This window comes from Algoriphagus litoralis (assembly GCF_003259255.1).
GTDB classification, from domain to species: Bacteria; Bacteroidota; Bacteroidia; order Cytophagales; family Cyclobacteriaceae; genus Algoriphagus; species Algoriphagus litoralis.
This window is the reverse complement of record NZ_QGOL01000007.1, coordinates 33,841-54,260: the sequence shown is the minus strand read 5'-3', so window position 1 is coordinate 54,260 and position 20,420 is coordinate 33,841. Positions and strand designations below refer to the sequence as shown.

17 protein-coding genes are annotated in these 20,420 nt (G+C 42.4%); 9 read left to right on the top strand and 8 right to left on the bottom strand.

Annotated elements, in window-relative coordinates; translation table 11 throughout:
- Positions 1-27: 27 nt before the first annotated feature.
- Positions 28-966 carry a GNAT family N-acetyltransferase gene (locus DK188_RS07850; protein ID WP_111670276.1) on the bottom strand — a complete coding sequence of 313 codons (939 nt, stop codon included), beginning with the start codon at positions 964-966 and terminating at the stop codon, positions 28-30.
- Between the two features lie 238 nt (positions 967-1,204).
- Here DK188_RS07850 and DK188_RS07845 point away from each other — a divergent pair, with 238 nt between their 5' ends.
- The 8 genes from DK188_RS07845 to DK188_RS07810 all read left to right on the top strand — a co-directional run bounded on the left by DK188_RS07845 (position 1,205) and on the right by DK188_RS07810 (position 10,460).
- Positions 1,205-2,023 carry a polysaccharide biosynthesis/export family protein gene (locus DK188_RS07845; protein WP_111670275.1) on the top strand — a complete coding sequence of 273 codons (819 nt, stop codon included), beginning with the start codon at positions 1,205-1,207 and terminating at the stop codon, positions 2,021-2,023.
- Between the two features lie 4 nt (positions 2,024-2,027).
- Positions 2,028-4,490, top strand: a complete 2,463-nt coding sequence (locus tag DK188_RS07840) for a GumC family protein (RefSeq protein WP_111670274.1) — start codon at positions 2,028-2,030, stop codon at positions 4,488-4,490.
- Positions 4,491-4,563: 73 nt separating this feature from the next.
- The gene (kdsB, locus tag DK188_RS07835) at positions 4,564-5,289 is read left to right on the top strand and encodes a 3-deoxy-manno-octulosonate cytidylyltransferase (protein ID WP_111670273.1); all 726 of its coding nucleotides are present in this window, start codon (positions 4,564-4,566) and stop codon (positions 5,287-5,289) included.
- A 99-nt stretch (positions 5,290-5,388) separates the two neighbouring features.
- On the top strand, positions 5,389-5,670 hold the full coding sequence (locus tag DK188_RS07830; RefSeq protein WP_111670272.1) for a GNAT family N-acetyltransferase: 282 nt from the start codon (positions 5,389-5,391) through the stop codon (positions 5,668-5,670).
- A gap of 275 nt (positions 5,671-5,945) precedes the next feature.
- Positions 5,946-6,353: a GNAT family N-acetyltransferase gene (locus tag DK188_RS07825; RefSeq protein ID WP_232825687.1), complete on the top strand. Its 408-nt coding sequence runs from the start codon at positions 5,946-5,948 to the stop codon at positions 6,351-6,353.
- 105 nt (positions 6,354-6,458) lie between these two features.
- Complete coding sequence (locus DK188_RS07820; RefSeq protein WP_111670270.1) at positions 6,459-7,736, top strand: metal-dependent hydrolase family protein; 1,278 nt, start codon at positions 6,459-6,461, stop codon at positions 7,734-7,736.
- Positions 7,737-7,826: 90 nt separating this feature from the next.
- Positions 7,827-9,335, top strand: a complete 1,509-nt coding sequence (locus tag DK188_RS07815) for a S10 family peptidase (RefSeq protein ID WP_111670269.1) — start codon at positions 7,827-7,829, stop codon at positions 9,333-9,335.
- Between the two features lie 123 nt (positions 9,336-9,458).
- The gene (locus DK188_RS07810; protein ID WP_232825686.1) at positions 9,459-10,460 is read left to right on the top strand and encodes a serine hydrolase domain-containing protein; all 1,002 of its coding nucleotides are present in this window, start codon (positions 9,459-9,461) and stop codon (positions 10,458-10,460) included.
- A gap of 5 nt (positions 10,461-10,465) precedes the next feature.
- Here DK188_RS07810 and DK188_RS07805 read toward each other — a convergent pair whose 3' ends face one another.
- The 4 genes from DK188_RS07805 to DK188_RS07790 form a co-directional block, all read right to left on the bottom strand.
- The gene (locus DK188_RS07805) at positions 10,466-14,458 is read right to left on the bottom strand and encodes a T9SS type A sorting domain-containing protein (protein ID WP_111670267.1); all 3,993 of its coding nucleotides are present in this window, start codon (positions 14,456-14,458) and stop codon (positions 10,466-10,468) included.
- Positions 14,459-14,674: 216 nt separating this feature from the next.
- Entirely contained in the window at positions 14,675-15,058 is a 384-nt protein-coding gene (locus tag DK188_RS07800; RefSeq protein ID WP_111670266.1) for a response regulator, read from the bottom strand.
- A gap of 173 nt (positions 15,059-15,231) precedes the next feature.
- The gene (gene groL, locus DK188_RS07795; RefSeq protein ID WP_111670265.1) at positions 15,232-16,860 is read right to left on the bottom strand and encodes a chaperonin GroEL; all 1,629 of its coding nucleotides are present in this window, start codon (positions 16,858-16,860) and stop codon (positions 15,232-15,234) included.
- 39 nt (positions 16,861-16,899) lie between these two features.
- A complete protein-coding gene (locus DK188_RS07790) occupies positions 16,900-17,178 on the bottom strand; it encodes a co-chaperone GroES (RefSeq protein ID WP_111670264.1) in 279 nt (92 codons plus the stop codon).
- 224 nt (positions 17,179-17,402) lie between these two features.
- On the opposite strand from DK188_RS07790, the gene DK188_RS07785 reads away from it, so the two are divergent.
- Positions 17,403-18,110, top strand: a complete 708-nt coding sequence (locus DK188_RS07785; protein ID WP_111670263.1) for a hypothetical protein — start codon at positions 17,403-17,405, stop codon at positions 18,108-18,110.
- An 89-nt stretch (positions 18,111-18,199) separates the two neighbouring features.
- On the opposite strand, the gene DK188_RS07780 is transcribed toward DK188_RS07785, so the two are convergent.
- From DK188_RS07780 to DK188_RS07770, 3 genes are all read right to left on the bottom strand, one after another.
- A complete protein-coding gene (locus DK188_RS07780; RefSeq protein WP_111670262.1) occupies positions 18,200-19,129 on the bottom strand; it encodes a sterol desaturase family protein in 930 nt (309 codons plus the stop codon).
- 150 nt (positions 19,130-19,279) lie between these two features.
- Positions 19,280-19,639: a preprotein translocase subunit SecG gene (secG, locus tag DK188_RS07775; protein WP_111670261.1), complete on the bottom strand. Its 360-nt coding sequence runs from the start codon at positions 19,637-19,639 to the stop codon at positions 19,280-19,282.
- Between the two features lie 10 nt (positions 19,640-19,649).
- Positions 19,650-20,396, bottom strand: coding sequence for a hypothetical protein (locus DK188_RS07770; RefSeq protein WP_111670260.1), 747 nt, complete (start codon positions 20,394-20,396; stop codon positions 19,650-19,652).
- Positions 20,397-20,420 lie beyond the last annotated feature (24 nt).

The following is a 20,420-nucleotide window of genomic DNA, read 5'->3' as shown; positions in this document are numbered from 1 at the left end:
AACCTGACTTTAATTTTTTGGTAGTGATCAAAAAACCTCCAAATCGCCCAGGCTCCAGGCCCAATCCCGATTCATGGGCTCCTCATTTTCGTTAACTTTTCTGAGCGTCACCATAGGTCCGATTTTAAGAATTGGAATCAGGCCGAGTTGGATGTTTTTTTGATCAGAATAAGTAAGCCCCGAAAAAGAAGAAAATCGTGCTCCAGATTGCTTTATCCTCTGATTTAGCATTTGGTTCAATTCCCGCTCCATAGGTTGGGATAGGGAAGCTGAGCTGAAAAAATCACAGATTCGAAATTCCCTTCCCATAGTTCCTTCTTTGATCCGGTAGATCAGCAAGTAGTTTTTGCCATCACTGATGTAGTGGTAATTGAAAAGCGGATTGTCTCGATACCTCCAGTTGAGATACCCTGGGACAAGTCTTGTCCTGACTTTTTCACAAGGAGGAGAGACAGTCTCTAGTAAGTCTATCAATTCCTTGATCCCATGCCAGTCGGTTTTTTCCAAGGAACCCTTTGTTTTTGAGTTAGTCAAATGAAAATTCAGTTTTAAAGGAAGCTTTCCCCATTTTTCCCAACCCATTTTAAGGTACCCAGGAGTACTTTTCGAATTGGGGGTATTGAAAATGAGATTCACTCCTTCATTTTTTATTTCTTCGATCAGGGAGAGACTGAGATTTTTGAAGATTCCTTTTCCCTGATAATCTGGATGGGTAGCTGTATCGACCGCCCGACAGGCGAATAGGGTCTCAGAACCCACTTGGTATTCCCACTTTAAAAATGCCCTAATTCCCACGAGTTGGCCATTTTCATCAGCCAAGATTACGGGTGATTTTCCAAAAGGATTATGCAGATGCTTCCAATTCCAAAGTTCCTGGGACTTTGGGATCAAGCTTTCTCCAAGAGCTTTCTTCAAGAGAAGGATGATTTCAGGGATGTCAGCTTCTGTGGCTTTTCTGTGATCCATGCGCCGAATTTAGGATAATTGTTGGGTAAGACTTTTAGCTTAAAGACCCAATATTTGACCAAATGCTATTCTTTTTGTTTCAGAGAGTTTCTTCACACATTGATGGATCACTTCGGTCAGTATTTTTCCGCTAGTCGATTCATAGTTAGGCGCAAAGTAGTAGATACCCGAGACTGATATTTTACGTGCTATTGCGATATTTCTATATCTTTGATTCATTGAGTTCAAATAATTCTGAATGAAGCATTTCTTCTTTTTTGTCAGCCTGATTGTGTTGGCAACTTCCTGCATCAGTAACAAGCGGATCACCTATTTACAAAACCTTTCGGACAGTACTTCAATTGCTCTCGATGAGTTTATTCCCTTTGCTGAGGTGGACTACACGTATATTTTGCAGCCATTTGACATTGTTCAGATTGATTTTGCAAGTGCAGATCCAGAGTTGGTCGAAGGCTTCAAATTCATGAATACGCCCGGGAACATGGGTTTAGGTGGAGGAGCTGGTGGAGGAGGGGGAAGTGATCCCCTGTACATGACAGGCTATTCTTTGGATAAAGAAGGAATGGTCGAGTTGCCCAAGTTGGGCAAAATCAAAATCGGAGGTATGTCTGAAGAACAGGCGAAAGAAGTGGTCCAAATGGAGATCAATAAGTTCTTTAAGGAAGAGGTTTTTGTCAGACTGAGAATAGCCGGGATTAGATACACCACCTTAGGAGAATTCAACAGCGTGGGAGTCCAAATTATTTATAAAAACCGGGCTACACTTTTCGATGCTTTAGCCAATTCAGGAGAGACCAGCATTTTGGGTAAAAAGAACAAAATGTTTTTGATCAGACAGTATGACGGGGGAACGAAGATTCACCAAATCAATCTAAATGACCGGGCATTATTGGGCAGTCCTTGGTACTTCATCCAGCCGAATGACATCCTATATCTGGAGCCGATGAAGATCAGACAAATCGGCACTGCAGATAACCTAACTGCCTCACTTGCATTGTTTGCAGGCCTATTGGCATCGACTTTATTAATATTTAATTTAGTGTCAGGGGACATTTAAGGATATGGAGAAGTTAGACCTCAGCCAACTTGATAACGAAGAAAAGGCACTGGAGATCCGGTATGTCATTGCCAAGTACATCCGTTATTGGCCCTGGTATGTATTGTTTACAGTGCTTTTTTTGACAGGGACTTTCCTTTTTCATAGGTATACTGTCGATGAGTTTGAAGTGACAGGATCACTTGTGATTAAAAACAGCAGCACTCCCGAATCCAGAATTCTCGATCGTTCAAACATTTTCAATGCGGGAGTTAATCTGGAAAATGATATTCTTCGGTTGAAGTCTAAAAACATGGCCCGCATAGCGATGGAAAAACTCCATTTCGATGTGGAGTATTTTGCCAAGACTAATATCAAAGACATTGAGCTCTATGATCGCTCGCCTGTCAGGATAGAGGTTGATTGGGATCATTTGCAAGTGACTGATGCCATGGTTGAGCTCCAGATTTTGTCTGAATCTAATTTTCGACTGGTTCCGGCTGAGGTTGGTTTGATGGATTTCAATGCAGCCCAGGCTGCAGGGGATGAATCCATATTTGACAAAACGTATACGTTTGGGCAGGAGATTGAGACCGCTAGGTCTAAGTTTACCGTATTTCTGATCAATCCTTCCAGAGCTGGAGAAGTTATCCTTTTCAGACTGGTAAATCCTACAGTACTTGAGGAGCGACTTGCCAAATCGGTGCAGGTTTCGATGGAAAATGAATATTCTTCTGTCCTAAGATTAAGCACTACAACCAAAGTAGTCGAGAAAGGCAGAGATTACATCAATGCGCTCATGCAATCCTACATCGAGTATGACCTCAATGAAAAAAACAAAATTCAGGAAAACACCATTGACTTTATCGAAAGCCAGCTGGGATTTTTGGAAGACTCACTGAAGGCAAAAGAACGTGAGCTCCAGCAATTTAAGGTAGAAAATAAACTTTTGGACGTATCAGCTGAATTTTCCAGCATTCTGGCCAAGATGAATACCCTGGATGAGCGCAATGCGGAACTTGAATTTCAGCTTCAATACTTCGATGAGATCAAACAGTATATGGAGCAAAAAAGCAAAGACTTCTCTGACGTGGTTGCTCCCTCTGTCATCGGTGTCCCTGATCCTTTGCTGAATGGCCTTATTCAGACCTTGGTCACCCTGTCTCAAGAACGAAGAAAACTGCTTGCTACGGTTAATGAGAACCACCCGGAAGTCAACAAAATTGACGTTCAGATGGAGAAAGTGCAGGATGCGCTCTTTGAAAACGTGGTAAATCTCATCGATAATACCAAAAAGCAAAAGCAAAACATACAGGCTGAAATCAGAGTGTATGATGCAGAGTTTGCCACATTGCCTGAGTCAGAATCGAGGTACACCAGCATTTTCAGGGAATTCAAACTCCGTGAATCGCTATACACTTATCTCTTGGAAAAAAGAGCAGAAGCCGGAATCGCTCGAGCAGCTAACGTATCTGACAATGCCATTCTCGATCTTGCTAAAAAAGGCACATTGGTCTTTCCAAAAAAGACGCAAAATTATGGTTTGGCCTTGGCATTGGGACTTTTGCTTCCTTTTGGATTTATCGTAGTGAGGGACATGTTTGATGAAAGTATCAAAGATCAACGTGACCTGAAAAAGCACTTCATGATTCCCCAACTTGGCGTGGTGGGATACAGCACCAAGGACACCAATAAAGTCGTTTTGGAACACCCAAAATCAGCTGTGGCAGAATCTTTCAGATCATTGAGATCTGCCATCACTTACTTGGCTTCCGGTAAAAACACAAAAAAGATTCTTGTCACTTCCTCTGTTTCCGGTGAGGGAAAAACCTTCACTTCCCTGAATCTGGCTTCTGCCATGGCCTTGGGTTCCAAGAAAACGGTCGTAGTCGGAGCGGATTTGAGACGGCCCAAACTTGCTAGTTATTTTGAGCATTCGGAGAAGTTGGGACTATCTACCTATCTCATCGGTAAGACTTCCGCTGAATCCATAATATTACCTACTCAGCAGGAGAATCTGTTTTTTGTCCCATCGGGGGTTATTCCTCCCAATCCAGCGGAATTACTCCAGACCCCAAAGCTGATCGAATTCCTCAATTTCTTGGATGAGCGCTTTGATGTCATCATATTTGATACGCCGCCGATGGGCCTGGTTTCAGAAACCATCGATTTGATGCGGTTATTTGATATTAATCTCTATGTAGTACGCCAGAACTACACCATCAAGGATCACTTGGTCATGATCAACGACTTGTTTAACAACAAGCAGGTGAAAAATGTGTACGGAGTTTTTAATGGCATCATCAATTCGGGATACCATTACGAAGGCTACAACTATGGCTACGGAAATACCTATTTGTACTCTCAGAATAACAAATACATGTACAATTATTACGGAGACGACCTGGAGACCAAGAAAAAGAAAATCAAAAAAGCCAAGAAATTTGATCTGGTCAAATCACTGAAGAAAGCATTCAGAATCAGGTAAAATGAGACTAATCCTGTCCTAATAAGCACTGGATTCGAAACAATAATTCTTGCCACTTACAAATTCATTTCCAATGAAAATCGCCGCTCTGATTCCTGCCAGATATGGTTCTACCCGATTGCCAGCAAAATTGGTTCAGGATCTGGGAGGTATCTCTGTGATCCAGCGCACCTATGTGAGTACACTTGCCACAGGGATCTTCGACGAAGTCTGGGTAGTCACCGACCATGAGGAGATCGAAAGGCAAATCTTGGAACTGGGAGGGAAAGTTTACTTCAGCAAAAAGTCGCATGAAAGTGGATCAGATCGCATAGCCGAAGCTCTAGAACAGGTCGATGCTGATCTTATTGTCAATGTGCAGGGTGATGAACCCTTTCAGGATCCTAAATCACTGAAAGATCTGGTGGCGGTTTTTGAACGGCCTAAAGTCAAAGTGGCTTCTCTTATGTGTAAAATCCCTGAAGATGAGGCCTATAGTCCAAATGCTGTCAAGGTGGTTTTGGATGAAAAAATGAATGCGATCTATTTTTCCCGTTCTCCAATTCCATTTAACCGGGAGCGAAATGAAATCATTTTTTACTGGAAACATATTGGGATTTATGCCTATACCCGAGAACTTTTAAAGGAATTTACCGCTTGGCCCAAGGGAAAACTGGAGCAAATAGAAATGCTGGAGCAACTCAGATTGGTAGAAAAAGGAGTGAAAATCCGAATGGTGGAGACTTCTCATCAAGCTATCGCGATCGATACCAAAGAGGACTTGGATCGGGCAAGAAATTTCCTGAAGAGTATCCTTTGATCTTTAGGGAATTAAAAAAACGAGTTACAGGAGGTTTTTTTAGAGTGAAAGGTCCTAAAAACCCTTAACTCTTAACGTTTAACCATTAACTTTTATCTTATGGAAATCAAACACGAATTTGACGGCAGAAAAGGATCATTTTTCTTAGAAGAAGGAGCAAAACGTTTTGCGGAAATGGTCTATGTCATGGCTGGTCCTCAGAAAATGATCATTGAGCATACAGAAGTGGATGAAAGTCTAAAGGGCCAGGGAATTGGAGCCAAATTGCTTGAATCTCTCGTGGATTATGTTCGAAAAGAAGAAATCAAAGTGATCCCGCTTTGTCCTTTTGCTAAAGCAACATTTAAAAAAAGGTCCGACTTACAGGATGTGCTGAATTAGATTCAAGCAAGGAGTAGTATTGCGAGCATAACAAGGAGAGCTATAATACCTCCGACCAAAAGTCGGTTTTTTTCCAATTGAGATTTTCTGCTCTTTCTATACTCGATAGATTCAGATAAGGCTCCAGATTCAGCTTTTTCCAAATTTCTACTACTTTTGAAAAAATTGGATTTTGGACGGATTTTGCCTAAGTCATGGTTCTCTTGGAACGATTGACTGGCCTGTCTGCTGAATCCCGCACCTCCCGTCATAGTTTTATTCGTTTTCTAAAAATAATGATTTCGTTTCAAAAAGAAAGTACTCTGAATCTGGAAGAATACATTTTTATCCTTACTGATTCCGGACTGGGTAAACGTCGACCAATGGATAATCCGGACCATTTGGAGCAGATGATTCAAGGCTCTAATCTGTTGGTTACCGCTAGGGAAAACGGGCAATTAGTCGGGTTTTTGCGCGGACTTTCTGATTTCTGTTATCGTTGTTTTATTGCGGATTTGGCTGTAGCCAAAGGTTACCAAGGCCAAGGAATCGGCCGGGAAATTCTCAATTATACCCGAAGCCTAGCACCTGAAGCACGGTTGATTCTATTCGCCGCGGAAGATGCGGAGCCATTTTATAAGAGATTGGGATTCAAAGCACACGAACACTGCTATCAACTTAAACCCTGCGAAAGCCTGAAATAAAAGTGGGTATTGGGTTATGGATAGAAATCTCCAATCCCCAAACTTCAGATTTTTTATCCGCAATTATTGGATTAACTTACTTCACAACCACCTACCTAGTTATCTATGAAGAAAATTATCCTTTCAGGGGCATTCCTGATGCTTTCCTTGTCTGTTTTTTCCCAAAAAACGTATATCCATGCCGGTAAATTAATCGATGTCAGGACCAAAAAAATCCTTAACGAACAGACCATAGTAGTCGAAGGTGATAAAATTCTTTCTGTCACAGCCGGATATCAAAACCCTGGCGCTGAAGATCAAGCCATTGATCTGAAAAATGCCACCGTCATGCCAGGACTAATGGACATGCATGTGCATATCGAAAGTCAGACCAGTCCGACTCGGTATGTTGACGGCTTCAGGGACAATGAAGCGGATGTGGCCTATAAGGCGCTTCCTTATGCACATATTACCTTGATGTCAGGATTTACTACTGTCAGGGATCTGGGCGGTTCTGGGGTCAATATTGCGTTGAGAAATGCCATTAACAATGGCTTGGTCGTGGGACCAAGAATCTACACCGCAGGAAAATCAATTGCGCCAACTGGAGGGCATGCTGATCCTACCAATGGAGTGCGTCGAGATCTGATGCGAGATCCCGGTCCCGATGAAGGAGTGATCAATGGTGAGGCTGATGCCCGCAAAGCAGTCCGTCAGGCAGTGAAATATGGTTCGGATGTGATCAAAGTGACTGCCACTGGTGGGGTGTTATCTGTGGCAAGAGATGGTTCTGCTCCTCAATTCCAGCAGGATGAATTGGATGCCGTTGTCCGGACCGCCAAGGATTTTGGTATCCATGTCGCAGCCCATGCTCATGGGGATGAAGGAATGAAGCGTGCTGTTAAAGCAGGAATTCATTCCATCGAACATGGCACGCTGATGACCGAGGAGACTATGGAATTAATGAAAGAAGCAGGTACCTGGTACGTGCCTACGGTGACAGCAGGAATGTCGGCTGCAGAGTATGCTAAGATTCCAGGGTATTATCCTCCTGTCGTCAGGGACAAAGCCATGCAGATCGGAGCCCAGATTCAACAGACCTTTGCAAAAGCCTATAAAAAGGGAGTGAAAATCGCCTTTGGAACCGATGCAGGTGTTTTTCCTCATGGAGAAAACTACCGGGAGTTTCTCTACATGACAGAAGTAGGCATGCCTAACCTGGAAGCCATCCAAGCTGCCACGCTGAATGCTGCACAGCTACTTGGTATTGACAATAAACTAGGCACCTTGGAGCCTGGAAAAATTGCAGATATCATCGCTGTTTCCGGTGATCCTGAAGAAGACATCAAAGTCATGAAGGATGTCATCTTTGTGATGAAAGATGGAAAAATCTTTAAGAAATGATCAATTATCAAGGGTGAATTACCAATGATTACGTGGAATATTCATTTGAAAATTGAATAGTAACATCCAAAACCTTCAACCTCACGAACCATGAAAACTCGATTTTTCTTCCTTTTTCTCATCTTATCGAATTTCACTCTAGCTCAAGACAAAAAAGATTCCCTCACAGGGCCTCAGCCGATGGCGCAAGTTTTTGAGTCGAAACAATCAGTGACCATTGATGGAAAAACCATCAATCTCAATGCAAAAGCCGGAACGATGGAGCTAAAGGATGAAAATAATCGGCCGATAGCGCTTTTTGGGTTTACCGCGTATTTCAAAGAAAACCCTGAGAAAAATCGACCAATCATTTTTGCCTATAATGGCGGTCCTGGATCATCCTCTTATTGGCTCCACATGGGAATCATGGGACCAAAGCGGATTGTCGTGGACGACCCCAACTATAACAAAGCGGCTCCTTATGAATTGGTGAATAATGAGTTTTCCATCCTGGATATAGCTGATGTGGTGATGATGGATCCTGTGGGTACAGGTCTGAGTGTACCGATTGGAAATGCTACCGGAAAGGACTTTTGGGGCGTGGATCAGGATATCCGAAGTGTAAGCTTGTTTATTATGCAGTTTTTGAAGGCAAATAATCGGCTGAATTCACCGAAGTACATTTTGGGAGAAAGCTATGGTACCTTCCGAAATGCTGGTGTGATGAGCTATTTACTCAACGAGGGCTATGCGCTGAATGGTGTCATCATGGTTTCTGCGGTATTCGATCTGCGAACGCTGTTTTTTGCCCCAAATGAAGATATCTCTTACATTGCCTATCTGCCAACCATGGCGGCCACAAGTTGGTACCATGGTAAAGTGGCAAATAAAGGAACTGACCTTCCGGCCTTTGTCCAGCAAGTGCGGGAATTCACCGAAAATGAATACGCACCTGCTCTTTTCAAAGGAAACCGAATCTCCGAATCGGAGAAATCAACCATAGCGGCCAAACTTCAAGATATCACAGGAATCTCTTCTGAGGTCTGGAAACGTGCTGATCTGAAAATCAACGCAGGAGAGTACTTTCAGGAATTGCTTCGCAGCACCGGCGAGACTGTCGGTAGGCTGGATTCACGCTACAAAGGAATCAATATCGACCCGATGGCCATGGATTCGTTTACAGATCCTCAAAGTGATGCGATCTCTCCGGCCTATACGATGGCATTTCTTGACTATTTTCATGGAAGTCTCAATGTAAGTAAGGATTTGCTCTACGCAACTTCGGCCTATTCAAAAGAAGGATTCCGATGGGACTGGAAGCATCAGGGTAATAATTTTTGGGGTGCCGATGCGGCAGTCACTACGCTACCTGATATGGCAGACGCGTTGAGCAAAGATCCCCATGTGAAAATATTGATCATGAATGGGTATTATGACTTGGCTACAGTTTTCTATGGGGTGGAGCATTCGATCTCGCATTTGGATTTGCCTCAGTCAGCTCTGGATCGGATTCGTATGACCTATTATGAGGCAGGTCATATGATGTACACCCATTTGCCCTCAGCTCAGCTCTTTCGGGATGATTTAAAGAAATTTATCGAGGATAGCCTCAGGAAATAACGGATGACACCCAGAATTAATTTTTTATTCCAAACTAGTAAGACACGAATTCTCCTTGGATTTTGTCTACTCATATCCAGTCTTAGTGCCCAAGCTCAAGTACCAACTCCTTCAGGAAAGGTTTTGTATTTTCCACCAAATGAATCAGCTATCTGGGAGGAAAGACCTTTAGCCGAACTTGGGTGGGATCAACAGGCATTAGCTGATATGCTGGCATGGCTTCCTACTCAGGATACCAGAGCATTTTTGATTTTAAAGGATGGAAAGCTTGTTATAGAGGAATATTGGGGCAGTAAACTCACCGGAGTAGGGGAGATGGACCAAAATTCATTTTGGTATTGGGCATCTGCCGGAAAAACGCTTACTGCAGCTCTTATCGGTCTAGCTGAAGAAGATAAACTACTCAAGATCAAAGATCCTACACAAAAGTATCTGGGAAAAGGCTGGACAGCTATGGCTGATAAAGAGGAAAAAAAGATTCGTCTTGTCCATCACCTTTCCTTTACTACCGGTTTGGATGACTCAGTTGAAAACCTAGACGACTTTTCTCCGGAGAAATTAAAATTTTTAGCTAAACCGGGGACTCGATGGAGTTATCATAATGCCACTTATACCTTGCTTCAGCAGACCCTTGTCAAAGCAAGTGGGTTGGATTTTCAATCCTTTTATAAAGAAAAGCTTGGTAACCGCATTGGAATGAAGGGATTTTGGCAAAGCTCTGGAATGGAGAATATATTTTATTCCGATGCCAGGTCCATGGCCCGCTTCGGATTGCTGCTTTTGGCGGAAGGAAAATGGAATGGTGAGACTTTGTTTTCAGGAGATTTTCTTGAAAAAATGACCTTGTCTTCTCAGTCCTTGAATCCAAGCTATGGATATCTGACTTGGCTCAATGGTAAAAAATCTTATAAAATGCCAGGTTCTCAGGTCGTAATTAATGATTCTCTTACGCCCCTGGCACCTGCTGATATGTATCTTGCTTTGGGAGAAAATGGTCAGTTTCTGATGGTAATTCCTTCCCAAAACATGGTCATCGTTAGAATGGGAGGCGCTCCAGGTGATCATCCTGTTCCTGATTTCTTGGTCAGACAGATTTGGGACCGATTTTCAAAAGTGATTCGGTAATTGGATTATTCCAGAATAATCTTTTTGGTGATCACTTCTTTTGTGGAGTAAAGTTTCAGGAGATACATTCCTTTTGGCAGGTGAGATAGATCGAAAGTGCCTCTGGTGTTTTTCATTGAGGTAGACTCTACGAGTACCTTTCCGGTCAAATCCAATATGACCGCAGTCATATCATCCAAGTTTACGATTTGACTTTCCAGTGTAATTTTTCCTTTAGTGGGGTTTGGATATAGCCGTACAGCGAGGGTATTACTGTTTTCAGGCAAAAGACTTATACCAATGGTCTGTGAAATATCTGCATCTCCGTCAAAGTCCACTTGGATCAATCGATAAAATTGCCTGCCCAATCTTGGGTTGGAATCTATAATTTGATACGAAATCCGCTCCTGAGAATCACCTGATCCAGGCACTAGGGCAAGGGTTTCCCAAATAGTTCCATCTGGGGATTTTTCAAGAATAAAATGTGAATTGTCCTTTTCTGAAGCAGTTACCCATTCGATGAGGATTTCTTGTGAGTCAGTGATGGTGGCTTGAAAAGAAATCAATTCTACGGGCAAGATCCTGAAAGAGCTTGCAATGGAATATAATGGTTCTCCTGCAGTGGTTGATCCGGCTGTAACGGTGCCACTAGAAGCCGTTCCTGAAACAGATCCTCCTAAATCTCTCCAACCGCTGCCGTCATATCGGATGCTGACCAATTCTGTGTGGTCAATGAGGGGTGAAGTTCGGGAAGCATTGTAGGACAGGGTTACTCCTCTGGCAAGCGTTCCTACTATGCGATCCAATACCCAATGCTCGGATTGATTCATTAGGCCAATGGTTGGATCTTTAGAGACCGTATCAGTAGGAATATCTACCGGAGCAACTTGGAAATATTGAGCAATGTATTCATCCAATCCTCCGCCACCTCGTGCTGCTATAGAAATTGGAGCATAGTAGCCTGCGTCTCCTGTAGGAAAGGTGAAGGCCTGATTTCCGATTTTCCGGGTTGGACCGTCTGTATGGCTAGAATCTGACATACCTGATGCAGTAGACGTATTTTCAATTGTCAACAAGTTAGTTGAGCTGGATTGAATAATGCCATTCGAAAAGGTGGCGGTGAGGGAAATAGATAATGGAACGGCCAATTCCAAAGTCCCTGATGTGTTCATACTCAGCCGCCTAATGATAGGAGAAAAGGTTGCATTGCCTTGCAGTTGTTGAATAGTATTGCCTTGAATGGACACCACACCGCTACCCAGTCCAAAACTAATTGCTGAAGTAGTACCAGTTGTCGAGATATTTCCTGAAAAAGTACTAGTTCCATTGTATGCCGGTTCTAAAGCACCAGTTCCAGTCCTGACAAAACTTACATTTTCTTCAAATATATCTCCGTTAGTTCCTGCCAATCTCCATGTGCCGCCAGCATTGTGGGTAAAGTTTGCGACGCCAAAGGTATTCCCTCCGGTCCAGGTATTCGCAGTATTTCCTGTTTTGATGAAATTCACGACACCACCCAGAGTAGCAAATGAATTAGCTGCATTGGCAGTCAAGCTGGGAGCAGTGAAAGTAGCATTTCTTGCAAAGGTATTTGATCCTATGAAATTAACCGAAGTAGTCCCTGTTACTTGGAAGTCACCTTGAAAACTGGAATTCGTAGAATTAAAAGTAGCGACACTGAAAATTCCATTGGTGATGTTTTGAACCTGTATGAAGAAATGAATATCGAGTGTATTTCCAACGCTGAAGTTGGTAGTAAGCAGTCCCCCGGTTGCCAAATTGGATGTACCAGTCGCTCTTCCAAAACCAATTATTCCAGCTGGATTGGTGTTATTGATGGTGATGGATTCAGCAAAAGTATTGGTACCATTGTAAGAAATATCGATGAAGCTAGTTCCAGTATTTTCAAATGTTGAGGTAGAAGTGAATGTGTCTCCTGTGGTATTTGCTAGCCTCAGTGATCCATTGGAGTTGTTATTAAAAACTACTTGGCCAAAAGTATTTCCTCCAGTCCAGGTATTGGCTGTATTTCCGGTTTTGGTAAAACTAGCGACACCACCAAGCGTTGCAAATGAATTGGCTGCATTGGCAGTCAAGCTGGGAGCGGTGAAGGTAGCATTTCTGGCAAAGGTATTTGTTCCAATGAAATTGACCGAAGTTGTAGCCGTGACTTGGAAGTCCCCTTGAAAACTGGAATTATTTGAAGTAAAAGTGGCTACGCCAAAATTCCCATTGGCGACATTTTGAACCTGTGTGAAATTATCTAAGTCCAAAAGTGCCCCTACAGAAAAATTGCTCGTAGTGAGACTTCCAGTAGTGAGGCTACTGGTGCCTGCTGCCCCTCCAAACCGAATATCTCCAGCGGCATTGGTATTGTTTATTGTAATTGATTCTGCAAAGGTATTGGTGCCATTGTAGGCAATATCAATAAAGTTTGTTCCAGTATTGGTGAATTCGGAAGTTCTTAAAAAGGTATCACCGTTTGTACCCGCTAGTCGAATTAAAGCATTTGAATTATTAATCACGGATACTGTTCCGAACGTATTTCCCCCGAGCCAAGTATCGTCTGGACCACCATTTTTGATGAAGGTAGTAGAAGTACCTGCAGGGGTACTAAAGGTGTTTGGTCCGTCAAGATTTAGATCACCTGCTGAAATAAAGGTATTGGTACCGTTGAAGGTATTGTTAGTTTCTATATCTGTATCATCGGTCGTAGTCACCGAAAAATCTCCCTGAAAAGTGGAATTATTTACAAAAAAATCCGAAACGGTAAAACTGCCGTTTGGTACATTTTGGATTTGTGTAAAGTTATTGAACTCCAACAATGCGCCTTGAGCAAAGTCTGTGGTAATAACACCTCCTGTGGTAAGGGTAGATACGCCACCTCCCTCTCCAAACCTCACGTCACCTCCAGCATTGGTATTATTTAAAGTTATTTGCTGAGCAAAAGTATTCGTACCAGCGTAGGCTATTCCGAGGAAGTTAGTTCCATTATTAACAAAGAACGATGTAGAGGTAAACGTGTCTCCTGCGCTATTTGCTAGTCTTAACCTTGCATTTCCGGAATTCGTAACTTCTAGACTTCCAAAAGTATTTCCTCCAAACCAGTCATTATTTCCTGCGCCTGTCTTGGTAAACCGTGCTGTCCCACTGGTTGTAGCGAAGCTATTTCCTGCGGCAACCATAGTTATTGAAGGTGCCTGGAACGCTGCATTTCTCGCGTATGTATTTGACCCAACGAAATTGATAGCCGTAGTGGCGGTTACCTGGAAATCTCCTTGGAAACTGGAGGCATTTGATGTGAAAGTTCCCACTCCAAAGGTTCCATTGGGCACATTTTGAATTTGTGTGAAATTTCTTAAACTCAGATTACCAATACTAAATGAGCCGTTGAGCAGTCCGCCTACATTTAAAATTGAGACTCCTCCATTCGTTCCAAAACCTATGGTTCCTCCTGCAGTAAGGTTTTCGAGGGTGATTGATGCATTAAATTGTGTGGTCCCTGCATAGGCTATTTGTAGATCACCTGTGGTTCCTTTAATGAACCGCACTGTGGAATTAAAGGTGTCCCCGTTCGTATTGGCAAATCTCCATTGACTGTTGTCATTATTTCTGATGACTGTCGGCCCATTGAATGTATTGCCTCCATTGACAAAATCAGTTCCTGATCCCGTCTTGATTAAAGTTATGTTTCCGTTAAACGTAGTGTTTTGCAACTGGGTAAAATCATTTACAGCCAAGCTGCCATTATTGATGGTCCCACCGGTAGATCTATAATTCCTAGAAACAGTTAGTTGAAAACCATTTAGATCCAGGACCCCATTGGATACCGTCAAATCACGAATGGTGCGGTTGGCATCCAAGATAGGTTGATTAGGAGCAGCCCCATTATTGATGACTACGAGTCCAGTAGCTGTAGGCACAGCTCCAGTGCTCCAATTGGACGCAGTATTCCAATCTGAGCTTGTGGCTCCGGTCCAGGTCTGTCCTAAAACGGAAAATCCGACAGACCATACCAAAAATGCAAGAAGTAATCTTTTAAGTATCAGGTGATTGAAAATAAGGGCTTATGCAAATAAATCCTTTTTTTTTCATATTGTTTTACGAGAAAATAAAAAAAAAATTACAAGAGGATGTGAAATTAATTGAATGTTTCGAATAAAAACTTCTATTATTTCTAGTACAAATTAATAAAAATGAAGTTCAAATAATGATTAGTGTTTTTCAAATAAAAATCAGCTAGTTGAAAGCTGTGTATTAATTTTTTCAAGAGAAAGTGGTTTTTCAAGAAAACCTGAAACAATTGGGTATTCCAAGGCCTTTTGTCGGTCTTGATAATCTATCGAACTTGAAAGAATGACAATGGTGTCTTTCCGGTCAGGGAAATTTGAACAGTAAGCATCCAAGAACTCCCAACCGTTCAAAACTGGCATATTGATATCCAAAAACAAAAGGAGGGATGTATCGCTGGCAATTGATTTGATTTTTTCCAATGCTTCTTGAGCACTCAAAAATTCCTCGATCTGATTTCCAATACCAGCTTTACCCAAAAGCCTCCTGTTAATAAGGTTATTGATGGGGTCGTCATCTACTAAAAAAATCAAATTGAAGCAGACCATTAAGTGTTGAAGTCAGGGGTTTGTGTGTGTTAGCACAACAAAATACAATTATTCCTTTGCCTAAGAAAAGGTTTTACCTGCTTTTTATTTTTAAGGGGTTTCTTAGCCTATAAATCAGGCAAATAAAAAAGGAGATCCAAGTGGATCTCCTTTCAAAGGGCAAATAATTGGGATTACATCATTCCACCCATTCCGCCACCTCCCATAGGAGGCATGGCAGGAGAATCTTCCTTCACATCTGCCACTACACATTCGGTAGTCAATAGTAATGCTGCAATAGAAGCGGCATTTTCTAGGGCCAGACGGGTAACCTTAGTAGGGTCGATTACACCTGCCGCGAATAGATCTTCATAGATGTCTGTTCTTGCGTTATAGCCGTAGTTCCCCTTGTTTTCTCTGATTTTGTTGATCACTACAGAAGGCTCACCACCAGCATTGGATACGATTGTTCTCAATGGAGACTCGATAGCCAATCGGATGATATTGATGCCAGTGTCTTGATCTTCATTTTCACCTTTCAGGTCAACAAGTGCTTCAGCTGCTCTTACCAGAGCAACACCACCACCTACTACTACACCTTCTTGAACAGCAGCTCTAGTAGCGTGCAAAGCATCATCGACTCGGTCTTTCTTTTCTTTCATTTCTACTTCAGTAGCTGCACCGATATACAGGATTGCTACACCGCCAGAAAGCTTAGCCAGTCTTTCCTGAAGCTTTTCTTTGTCGTAGTCTGAAGTAGTCTTTTCGATCTGAGCTTTGATTTCAGCAATTCTGCCTTTGATTGCAGCAGCATCACCAGCACCATTTACGATCGTGGTATTGTCTTTGTCAATGTTGATTTTTTCTGCTCTTCCAAGCATGTCTGGAGTTGCATTTTCCAGTTTGAAACCTCGCTCTTCAGAGATTACGGTACCACCGGTCAAGATTGCGATGTCTTCCAACATAGCTTTTCTTCTATCACCGAAACCTGGAGCTTTCACAGCTGCTACTTTCAAAGCACCTCTGATTTTGTTCACAACCAAAGTCGCCAGAGCTTCTCCATCTACATCTTCAGAGATGATCAACAATGGCTTACCTGACTGAGCTACTGGCTCAAGCACCGGAAGCAATTCTTTCATGGAAGAGATCTTCTTGTCGTAGATCAGGATGAACGGATTGTCCAACTCAGCTTCCATCTTTTCGGTATTGGTTACAAAGTATGGAGACAAGTAACCTCTGTCAAACTGCATACCTTCCACTGTCTTCACGTCAGTTTCAGTGCCTTTTGCTTCTTCTACAGTGATCACGCCGTCTTTACCGACTTTGTCCATAGCATCGGAAATCATCTTCCCGATTTCTTCGTCGTTGTTAGCAGATACAGTAGCTACCTGAGCGATTTCCTTAGAAGTGGAGATTTGCTTAGAGTTTTCTTTCAGTCTGTTCACGACTGCAGCCACTGCTTTATCGATGCCTCTCTTCAAATCCATCGGATTAGCACCAGCAGCTACGTTTTTGATGCCTACATTGAAGATAGACTGTGCCAAAACCGTAGCAGTCGTAGTTCCGTCACCAGCATTGTCAGCTGTTTTGGAAGCTACTTCTTTCACCAACTGTGCACCCATATTTTCGATTGGCTCAGAAAGCTCAATTTCTTTGGCAACAGATACACCATCTTTGGTAATTGTAGGGGCACCAAATTTCTTGTCAATAATTACATTTCGACCTTTTGGTCCCAAAGTTACTTTTACAGCGTCTGCCAATGCATCTACGCCTTTTTTCAGACGATCTCTAGCGTCTGTATCGAAAAACAATTGTTTTGCCATTTTCTTAAAATTTTCTAGTTAATGATTCAGGTTGATTGATTAAAGGATCGCGAAGATGTCAGACTCTCTCATGATCAGAAAATCACTTCCTTCTACGCTTAGTTCAGTGCCAGAGTACTTTCCGTACAATACGGTATCTCCCACTTTCACAGTCAAGGGCTCATCTTTTTTTCCATTGCCTACTGCGACTACTGTACCTTTTTGGGGTTTTTCTTTTGCAGTATCCGGGATATAAAGCCCAGAAGCAGTTTTCTCTTCTGCTGCGGCAGGTTGTACCAAAACTCGGTCAGCTAGAGGTTTGATGTTCACGTTTGACATAGTATTAAATTGTTTAAGGTAAGATTTTAGATTAAAATGCTACAACCCATGTAGCACTTCCTGTGCCAAGGGATTTTGTGCCAAAAAGGCTGACAAATCGGCCGTTTAAGTCAGTATTTTGAGTCATTCAATCAGCCTTTTTTGGTAAAATAGCCTGTCAAATTTTCGCAAGTAGGTGTAAAAAATGTCAGAATTCATTATTTTAATCCAAACCATTAACACCTATGAGAACTTTACCAAAAAACTGGATCACCGAGGGACTGATCGATTTTGAGTACAAAAAGTACCAACTACTAGCCTATCTGCAGGAGGCTGAGCGGGAATTTCAAGCGATCAAATTATATCCCATGCTTGCCGACTTGATTGACCATCATCGGCTGTTGAATGAATTGAATGAGGGCAAAACTGAACTAAGCAAACTTTTTCCCAAAGCACTAAACGGAATTGATCTTCATTCCGCACAACTCCACTACCAGTCAATTGTCCAAGATGGCGAAGTGATGAAAGAGATCTCCCAAATCACGGAGTTTGCCTTACCCCGGATTTCCCGAAGAATAGAAGAAGGCAAGACGATCTACAATTTTGTAGAAGAACAAGTGGAATTTGAGCCAGTTGGCATTCTGCCCATCTACAACAGGGAGGGATTTTTACTCATCACGAGGGAGTCAAGTCCCGAGGTTCATGCATTCCGATATAAATCCAATATCCTTCAGATGACGGGTGAGAAATTCAGAAGTATTACCTTCTGGTTGCTTGGAATTTTTCAGAAGAACCTAGTGAATACCCTCGAAAAACTTAAAATGCAACTGATCAAAGAAGTCAAAGAGTTGCCAAATCCGGCGACTTGGCGGGTTCATAGCCCTCATGTTTTTCCAATAGAGGAGACGCTGATTCCGTTGAGCAAGCGATTATTGCTGCAGCATGTTTCTTGAAAAGTGAATGGTAAACGTGAAAAAAGGCTTGAAATCAGAGATTCAAGCCTTTTCTTTTTGCTGACAAGGTCAATTAGACTCGTCCCAGCTTATTTTTCCATGACCTCTTCCAAAGCCCGATTTGGCGCTGGTGCTTTCGCATTTCTTAGATTTTCCCGGGTCTGTATCACCTCATCCCCAGGTTTGCCAAAAAGGATTTTCCAACCCTCTTTGAAACTTTCAGCTTTCCGCAAATCGGAAAGAATATCCGACCATTCATGGAAAACGAGGTAGATTGGGTTGTACGATTTGACAGGCTTGGTGATCCCGTATTTTGGACGCTCTGCTTCCGGCATAAATGTGCCAAACATCCTATCCCAGATGATCAGCGTGGAGCCATAATTTTTGTCCAAATAATGTGCATCGCTGGCATGATGTACCCGGTGATGTGAAGGTGTGGTGAAAATGTATTCTATCACGGGATGAAGTTTGGTAATGTATTCAGTATGAATCCAAAACTGATACAAAACAGCGATCTGATGACAGATGAAAAAGACAAAAGGATCGAAGCCCATCAGCATCACGGGGACGAAGAATATAATTTTGATGTGCTGAGTCCAACCGAGTCGAAAAGATACTGAAAGGTTGTATTTACTGGAATTGTGGTGGGTAATATGCGTGGCCCACCAAAAACGGTTTTCATGTGACACTCGGTGTGCCCAATATCGGGCGAAGTCGATGGCCACAAAGCATAATACAAAAGACCACCAAGTCGCAGGAATCTGAAAGGGAGAGATATTGTAACAAAATACGGCCACTCCGAAAGTCGCTAACTTTATGGCAGCACTTATTCCTACGTTTACCAGTCCTATGGTAGATGCAGCGAGAAAATCCTTGGTGTTGTAGGAGTCGCGTTTTTTATAAATACTGATTCCCCATTCTACAAAAACAAGTAAAAACATAATCGGGGCGGCCCAAAGGATAATGTTTGGCCAATTTTCCAGCTGAAGATCTTCCAGCTTGATAGGCTTTTCAAGCATAATCTAAATGATCAAGAGTTGTGATTTTATTAATAACATCCAAAAATCCAATTTCTTACAAATTGGAAAGTGAAAATTTAAAGTTTAAGGTAATAAAAAAAGTCTGACCCTTGGGCCAGACTTCCTTGAATGGTAAAAAGAATTTCGGGATTAATTTCCAGTAGTATCTTCAGCTGCAGGAGTTTCAGTGGCAGGAAGGACATTTTCAGTCTCTCCGAATGCTGGCGCAACTACTTGTTGCTTAGCGCTTTCGATATTTGGAGAGGAAAATTGATTAGGCTGGCTGCTGGTATAGAAGGCAGATGAAGCCAAAGCCAAGACTAGGATGGAAACCGCAAGGACCCAAGTCGCTTTTTCTAAGATATCTCCAGTTTTAGTCACTCCCATGATTTGAGAAGCACTACCTCCGAAAGCCGCTCCTGCACCGCCTTTTGAATTTTGTCCCAGAATTACCAGGATCAGGAGGACGGCAAGGATTAGGATAATTGTAATTAATACAGTGAATGCCATTTTTATCGTATTATTCTTTCAGTTTTTCAATTAAGTCCGCAAAGTAAGCCCTTTTCTCGGGAAACTTCAAACCAAGCTTCTCATATATTTCCATCGCCATAGATTTTTTGCCTTGCTGGGCAAGAATCTTAGCAAAGGATTCAGATAGCAGGTTATCGTTGAGTTTGGTACTGGAGTCCGAAAGATTTTCAGTGTTTTGATTGGCTTCTATTTCTTTGATTGTAGCCAGTTTGAATTCCTTCTTGCTGAAAGCCTTGATCATATCGATCTGTTCCTGCTTTTTGGAATCGACGATTTGACGTTTTTCCTTTCGCTTGATGGTCTCGATCAAATCGTCTTTTGGCGGTTTTCTTCTCTTTTGTGCCGGCTTAGTGCTTTGTCTGGGTTCTTCTTCGGGTTGTTTTCCTTTGAGCTGGAGGCCAAGGTTTTTCAGTGAAGTCGTTCGCTCGGCAGAATCCAATTCAGAAGTCGGCTCCTCAGGGAGAAAATCCTCGCTTTTTGATGAGGACATGGAGTCCTGGGAACTTGGCTTTTCGATAAGGTTTTTAAGCCAAATACGATCTGGGCTGGTAATCGCAGCCTGAGCCAAAAGCTGGCTTTTAACCCCTTTGCTTTTCAGAAACTCATACCGTGCAGCCAAAACAAAAGGAATCTGAAAGTAGGGGAAATTTTCCTGCACTTTCTTCAGCTGGAGAATTTCTGATTTCTCCAGATGATCCGCTTTTTGGATAAGGTCTAGGAATTGAGTTGCGTTCACTTTCTTGATTTTGAATGGAAGATA